Origin of the sequence: Streptomyces endophyticus, from assembly GCF_035798155.1 — a bacterium.
Classification (GTDB): domain Bacteria; phylum Actinomycetota; class Actinomycetes; order Streptomycetales; family Streptomycetaceae; genus Streptomyces; species Streptomyces endophyticus.
In genome coordinates this window covers 1-5684 of record NZ_JAOZYC010000042.1, presented here as the reverse complement: position 1 = coordinate 5684, position 5684 = coordinate 1, and the positions used below count along the sequence as shown (strand labels likewise).

The 5684-nt window shown below is 74.0% G+C and carries 5 protein-coding genes; 4 read left to right on the top strand and 1 reads right to left on the bottom strand.

Annotated elements, in window-relative coordinates; all coding sequences use genetic code 11:
* Positions 1–490: PucR family transcriptional regulator (locus OKJ99_RS07100; RefSeq protein WP_326014933.1), on the top strand; the 490-nt coding region annotated here is incomplete at its 5' end.
* On the opposite strand, the gene OKJ99_RS07095 is transcribed toward OKJ99_RS07100, so the two are convergent.
* Positions 471–1865, bottom strand: a complete 1395-nt coding sequence (locus tag OKJ99_RS07095) for a purine-cytosine permease family protein (protein WP_326014932.1) — start codon at positions 1863–1865, stop codon at positions 471–473. The genes OKJ99_RS07100 and OKJ99_RS07095 overlap by 20 nt on opposite strands.
* Before the next feature lie 297 nt (positions 1866–2162).
* On the opposite strand from OKJ99_RS07095, the gene OKJ99_RS07090 reads away from it, so the two are divergent.
* The 3 genes from OKJ99_RS07090 to OKJ99_RS07080 all read left to right on the top strand — a co-directional run.
* Positions 2163–3776 carry a transcriptional regulator gene (locus tag OKJ99_RS07090; RefSeq protein WP_326014931.1) on the top strand — a complete coding sequence of 538 codons (1614 nt, stop codon included), beginning with the start codon at positions 2163–2165 and terminating at the stop codon, positions 3774–3776.
* Positions 3777–3865: 89 nt separating this feature from the next.
* Positions 3866–5371: a YlbE family protein gene (locus OKJ99_RS07085; RefSeq protein WP_326014930.1), complete on the top strand. Its 1506-nt coding sequence runs from the start codon at positions 3866–3868 to the stop codon at positions 5369–5371.
* Positions 5368–5684, top strand: a 317-nt coding sequence (locus OKJ99_RS07080) for a hypothetical protein (protein WP_326014929.1), incomplete at its 3' end; no start/stop codon positions are given. The genes OKJ99_RS07085 and OKJ99_RS07080, both read left to right, overlap by 4 nt.

Sequence of the window (5684 nt, the reverse complement as noted above, 5' to 3'; positions counted from 1 at the left end):
GTTGCGCCGCGCGGTCGCCGCCGCCTGCCCGGGGCGCGCCGTGGCCGTCGCCGCGGGCACGATCCGCGCCGACTTCACCGAACTGCACCTCAGTCACAGCGAGGCGCTCAGCGCGCTCGCCCTGGGCCGTGAACTGGAGGGCCCGGCCTGCTCGTTCGTCCGGCTCCACGAGGAGAGTGGGGTGTACCGGCTGCTCGACCAGCTGCCCGCGGGCGAACTCCAGGCGCTGGTCGAGGACGCCCTCGGCCCCCTGCTGACGTACGACGCCGGGCACGACGGCAGCCTCGTGCACAGCCTTACCGTGTATCTGCGCCACGACCGCAACGGCGTCGAGGCGGCCGAGGAACTCCACGTGCACTACAACACGCTGCGCTACCGCCTCAAGCAGATCGAACGGCTCACCGGCGCACCCGACAAGGATCCGATGCGCCGGCTCCAGACGGAACTGGCCGTCCACGCCCACCGGTTGCTCAGCGCGCGCGCTCACTGACTCCGGCCGGACGGGCGCCGGGGCTCGCGGCTGCCGGACCCCGACGGCGCAGCTGCGGCAGCGAGAACAGCAGATACAGCAACGCCCCGGTCAGCGGCAGCACGTGCCACAGCTCGTCCTCCAGCGCGAACCCGAGGACGAGATTGATGCCGAGCCCCACCGCGAACGCCGCCACCGCACGCCAGTTGACCGCCGCCACCGCCGCATCGGACAGGTCGTAGCTGCCGCGCCGCACGAGGAAGTAGTCGGCGAGCAGGATGCCCGGGATCAGCGGGATGGCATAGCCGAGATAGCCGAGGTACGTGAGGAAGGCGTCGAGGATCCCGGCGGTCAGGCCGTAGTACGCGAGGGCGCAGGCGAGCATCCCGGCGACGACGTTCACGGCGATGCGCGGCACGTCGAACGCGGAGCGTCCCGCGAGCGACGCCGCGTACATGTTGTTGACCTCGTGCGGAAAGCCCTGCACGAAGATGGCGACGGTGGCGAGCGCGCCCACCCCGACGATGCCGAACGCCGCGCCCATGTCGGACTCGCCGACGCCCAGGCCCAGCAGGATCCCGAGCAGGTTGAAGCCGAGGTTGCCGACGACGAACTCGGCGATCGTGGTGGTCCACACGTCGGTGTCGCTGCGCGCGAACCGGGTGATGTCCGGGGTGACGGTCGCCCCCGTCATCCACTTGTTGATCCCGAGGGCGAACAGGCCGAGCGCCGTCGCCTCCCCGGCCCGCACCGGCTCGCTGCCGACCACGGCGGCGAGACCGCCCGCGTGCTGCACCGTCGCCACGACCGCGACGAGCACGGTCACCAGCATCAGCGGCACACTGATCCGGCCCACCCAGGTGAGCCCCTTGCTGAACCCGGCGATCGACACCGCGGTGTACGCGGCGCTGAGCACCACGCAGTAGAGCAGCCCCAGCCACGGATCACGCCCGCCGGGCAGCACCCCGGCCGTGATGCCGGTGCTGTACCCGACGAACCCGGCGGACAGCAGCGCGATCACGAACGACGGGATCCGGCTGCCGCCGCGCCCGAACGCGGCCCGCAGCCCGAGCGCCGTGGTGATCCGCTCCCGGCGGCCGATCAGCCCGCACAGGATCGACACCGCGCTGACCACGAGGGACGAGCCCAGCGCGATCAACAGCGCCGTCCAGAACGGGAAGAAGAGTCCGAGCGACATGCCGTAGAGCAGGTCGGTCGCCGAGACCGTGAAGCCCATCCGCACCAGCATGATCGACAGGGTGGGGCGCGCACTGCCCGGCGGCAGCCGCTCGTCGGCGAAGTCCTCGGTGGCAGCGGCGGCCCGCCGGGCACGAGCGCGGGGGTCCGGTGGGGTGTTCGGGGGGCTGTCCGGAGGGCTGTTCGGGGGGACGGGCATGGGGACACCTTTCGGTTTGCCTGCTGCGGGTACGCCGATGCCGGTACCTTCGGCGCTTCACGTGCGCCGATGCGGGGGCCTTCGGAGCCTCGATTACGTCGATTACGTCGAATACGTCGATGGGAGGGCCGTCGGCGTCGGTGAGCGGTCCGACGGGGCACGGCTGCGGGTGTCCCCGACCATGCTGGTGCGCGCCCGGAGGCCCGGTCACTGTCAGCCGCTGCCGGTGATCCACGCCCCCGCGCTGGCACCGCTCGCCGAAGACCGCGCCCGGCCGGCGGCCGTAGCGTCGATGCCATGGAGCCCACCCCGCCCGCCACCGACGGCCACCCCGCCCCGGACACCCTGACGTCGAACTCCGTGCGGCGCGACGCCTACGCCGACTCCGTCGCCCTGATGCGCGCGGCCCAGCACCTCACCGGGCTGCCCGGCATCACGGCCGCCAGCCTCGTCATGGCGACCGATCCCAACCTGCGGCTGCTCGCCGACGCCCAACTCCTCACCGACGAGGGCCGCGCCGCACGCCCCGCCGACCTGATCGTCGCGCTGCGCGGCACCGCCGACGCCATCGAGCACGCCCTGGGCGAGGTGCCCGCGCTGCTCGAACAGCCCGCCGCCTCGGAAAGCGCCGAGCCCGAAGCCTGGGTGCCGCGCGCCCTCGGCGAGGTGGACCCGGCGACCGCCCTCGCGCTGATCTCCACCCCCGGCCCGTACGCGGCGGCCGAAGCGCTCAAGGCGCTGCGCCGAGGCATGCACGCCTTCGTCTTCAGCGACAACGTCCCCGTCGAGCAGGAGATCCGCATCAAGGAGGAGGCCCACCGGCGCGGCCTGCTCGCCATGGGACCCGACTGCGGAACCGGCGTCCTGGACGGCGTACCCCTCGGCTTCGCCAACGTGCTGCGCCCCGGCCGCATCGGACTGATCGGCGCCTCCGGAACGGGACTTCAGCAGGTGTCGTGCCTGCTGGACGCCGCTGGCGAAGGGGTCCGGCAGATGATCGGGACCGGCGGCCGCGACCTCAGCGCGGAGGTCGGCGCGCGCACCACCCTCGACGCCCTCGACCTGCTCGCCGTCGACCCGGGCTGCGAGTTGATCGTGCTGGTGTCGAAGCCGCCCGCGCCCGAGGTGGCCGAACGCGTCATCGACCGCGCGGGGCGTGCGGGCAAGCCGGTCGTCGCCGCGTTCCTCGGTACCGCAAGGCCCGCCGCGCTCGGCGACCTCGCGGGCGCCGAGCGGCCCGGTGCGCCGGGGCCCGTCACCGTCGTCGGCACGCTGCGCGACGCGGCCCGCGCGGTGGTGCGCACCCTGGGCGGCGTACCGGCACCCGCATGGGCACCGCCCGCGGGGGACGCGGTGGACGCGGTGCCCGGCCGGTACCTCCGCGCCCTTTACGCGGGCGGCACCTTCGCGTACGAGGCACGGCAACTGCTGCCGGGCGCGGTCACGGAGGTCGATCCCTACGTTCCCGGTCGCGACATCACCCTGCCGGAGCGTCACTTGGTGCTGGACCTGGGCGATGACGCCTACACCGCGGGCCGCCCCCACCCGATGATCGACCCCACGGTGCGCGCCGCCCACCTGCGCGCCGCACTGACCGACCCGCACACCGCGGCCGTGGTCCTGGACGTTGTCCTCGGGCACGGAGCGGGCGCGGACCCGGCCGGGGCGCTCGCGACCGAGCTGGAACGCGTGGGGGAGCGGGGACGTCCGCCGGTCATCGCCTTCGTCGTCGGCACGGACGGCGACCCGCAGGACGCGGACGCGGTGCGGGCCCGCCTGGAGAAGGCGGGCGCGCTGTTGGCCCCGACCAGTACGGATGCCGCGGAGTGGGCGGTGTCGTTGGTGGGTGCGGATGCCGAACCACGCCGGGACGCGGGTGAGTTGATGCCTTCGGGAAGGGCGGGGCGGTGAGGGTCCCTTGACGCCGAGCCCGAGGTTCGACGGTGCACGCCGCTCGGCGTGAGACACCCCCACCCCAACCACCGCCCAGGAGGCCGCACATGTCCCTTCACCTCGTGCCCGATCTGCGCAACCCTGATGTGCTCAACCCCGATCTCCACACCCCCGATCTGCTCAACGCGGGCGACGCCCCACCGCGCATCGCCGCCGTCGGCGTGGCCGACTTCGCCGATGTGCCCCGCACCGCCGGCGCCGACGTCAGCACCCTCGACTGGCGGCCGCCCGCGGGCGGTGACCCCGATCTCGCCTGGAAGCTGGCCGAACTCACCGGCCACGAAGCCGTCGAGGCCGCCAACCGCACCGCCGTCGACCGGCTGCTCGCCGTGCGGCCCGTGTGGCGCGACGTGCGCACCGCCCGCGACGTCCTGCCGGTGCTCGACGACCGCACCACCGGCGAACGCGTCCTGCTGCACGCCGGACCGCCCGTCGACTGGGCCGACATGTGCGGGCCGATGCGCGCGGGTGTCATCGGTGCCGCGCTGCTCGAAGGCTGGGCCGACACCCCGGAACAGGCCGAACTCCTCGCGGACACCGGTGCGTTGTGCTTCGAGCCGTGCCACCACCACGAGGCCGTCGGCCCCATGGGCGGCATCACCTCCCCGTCCATGCCCGTGCTCGTCGTCGAGGACCCGGCCACCGGACGGCGCGCCTACGCCAACCTCAACGAGGGCGCGGGCCGCTGCCTGCGCTACGGAGCGCTCGGCGACGACGTGATGGACCGGCTGCGCTGGATGGCCGACGTCCTCGCCCCCGCGCTGCGCGCCGCCCTCGCCGCCCGGCCCGACGGCGTGGACCTGCGCTCCGTCGTCGCCCAGGCGCTCCAGATGGGCGACGAGTGCCACAGCCGCAATACCGCCGCCTCCGCGCTGCTGCTGCGGGACATCGCCGCGCCGCTCGCCCGCGTGCCGCACGGCCCCGAGGTCCTGGAGTTCCTCGCCGAGAACCACTACTGGTTCCTCAACTTCTCGATGGCGGCGGCCAAACTCGCCACCTCGGCCGCCCAGGGCGTCGCCCACTCCACGCTCGTCACGGCGTTCGCCCGCAACGGCGTCGAGGTCGGTATCCGCGTCAGCGGCCTCGGCGACGCCTGGTTCACGGCGCCCGCCGCCGAGGTGCGGGGCCTGTACTTCGCCGGATACGGACCCGAGGACGCCAACCCCGACATCGGCGACAGCGCCATCACCGAGACCAACGGCCTCGGTGGCTTCGCCCTCGCCGCAGCGCCCGCCATCACCGGCTTCGTCGGCGGCACCGTGCAGGAGGCGCTGCGCACCAGCCGCGACATGGCCCGCATCACGCTGGCCCGGCACGAGGCCTACCGGCTTCCGGCCCTCGGCGGCATCGGCTCACCCGTCGGCATCGACCTGCGGGCCGTCCTCGACACCGGCATCGAACCGGTCGTCACCACGGGCATCGCCCACCGCGAACCGGGCATCGGCCAGATCGGCGCGGGCCTGGCGCACGCGCCGCTGGAGTGCTTCCGAAAGGCGCTGGAGGCGTTCGCGGTTCCGGAGACCGTGGACGCGGCCGGAGCCCCCAGGACATGAGCCCCGCCCAACTACTCTGCACCGTCAGCACCCTGGCCCGCACCCTGCTGGCCGGGCCACCTCGCCCCGCCCGTGTCATCGCCGTCGCCCGGCAGGCCCTGTACCTGCTGCCGTACGGCGGTGACACCCCGCTCGCCGTGATCGCGCCGAAGGCCGTGCGCGTGCCGACCGCCGTCGTGCTGCCGCGTGCGGCAGGGGAGCGGCCGTTCGACGGCGTGGCGGTCGGGGGCGCGGGGCGGGTCGGGGGCGGGCGCGTCGCGGTCGGGCATCTGAGCCTGGCCGCCGGGGAGTTCTGGGCGCCGCCCCGCGCCCA

Excerpts from the sequence above, each read along its gene's own strand:
- OKJ99_RS07095 (WP_326014932.1), bottom strand. The coding sequence starts at position 1,865 with ATGCCCGTCCCCCCGAACAGCCCTCCGGACAGCCCCCCGAACACCCCA.
- OKJ99_RS07090 (WP_326014931.1), top strand. The coding sequence starts at position 2,163 with ATGGAGCCCACCCCGCCCGCCACCGACGGCCACCCCGCCCCGGACACC.
- OKJ99_RS07085 (WP_326014930.1), top strand. The coding sequence starts at position 3,866 with ATGTCCCTTCACCTCGTGCCCGATCTGCGCAACCCTGATGTGCTCAAC.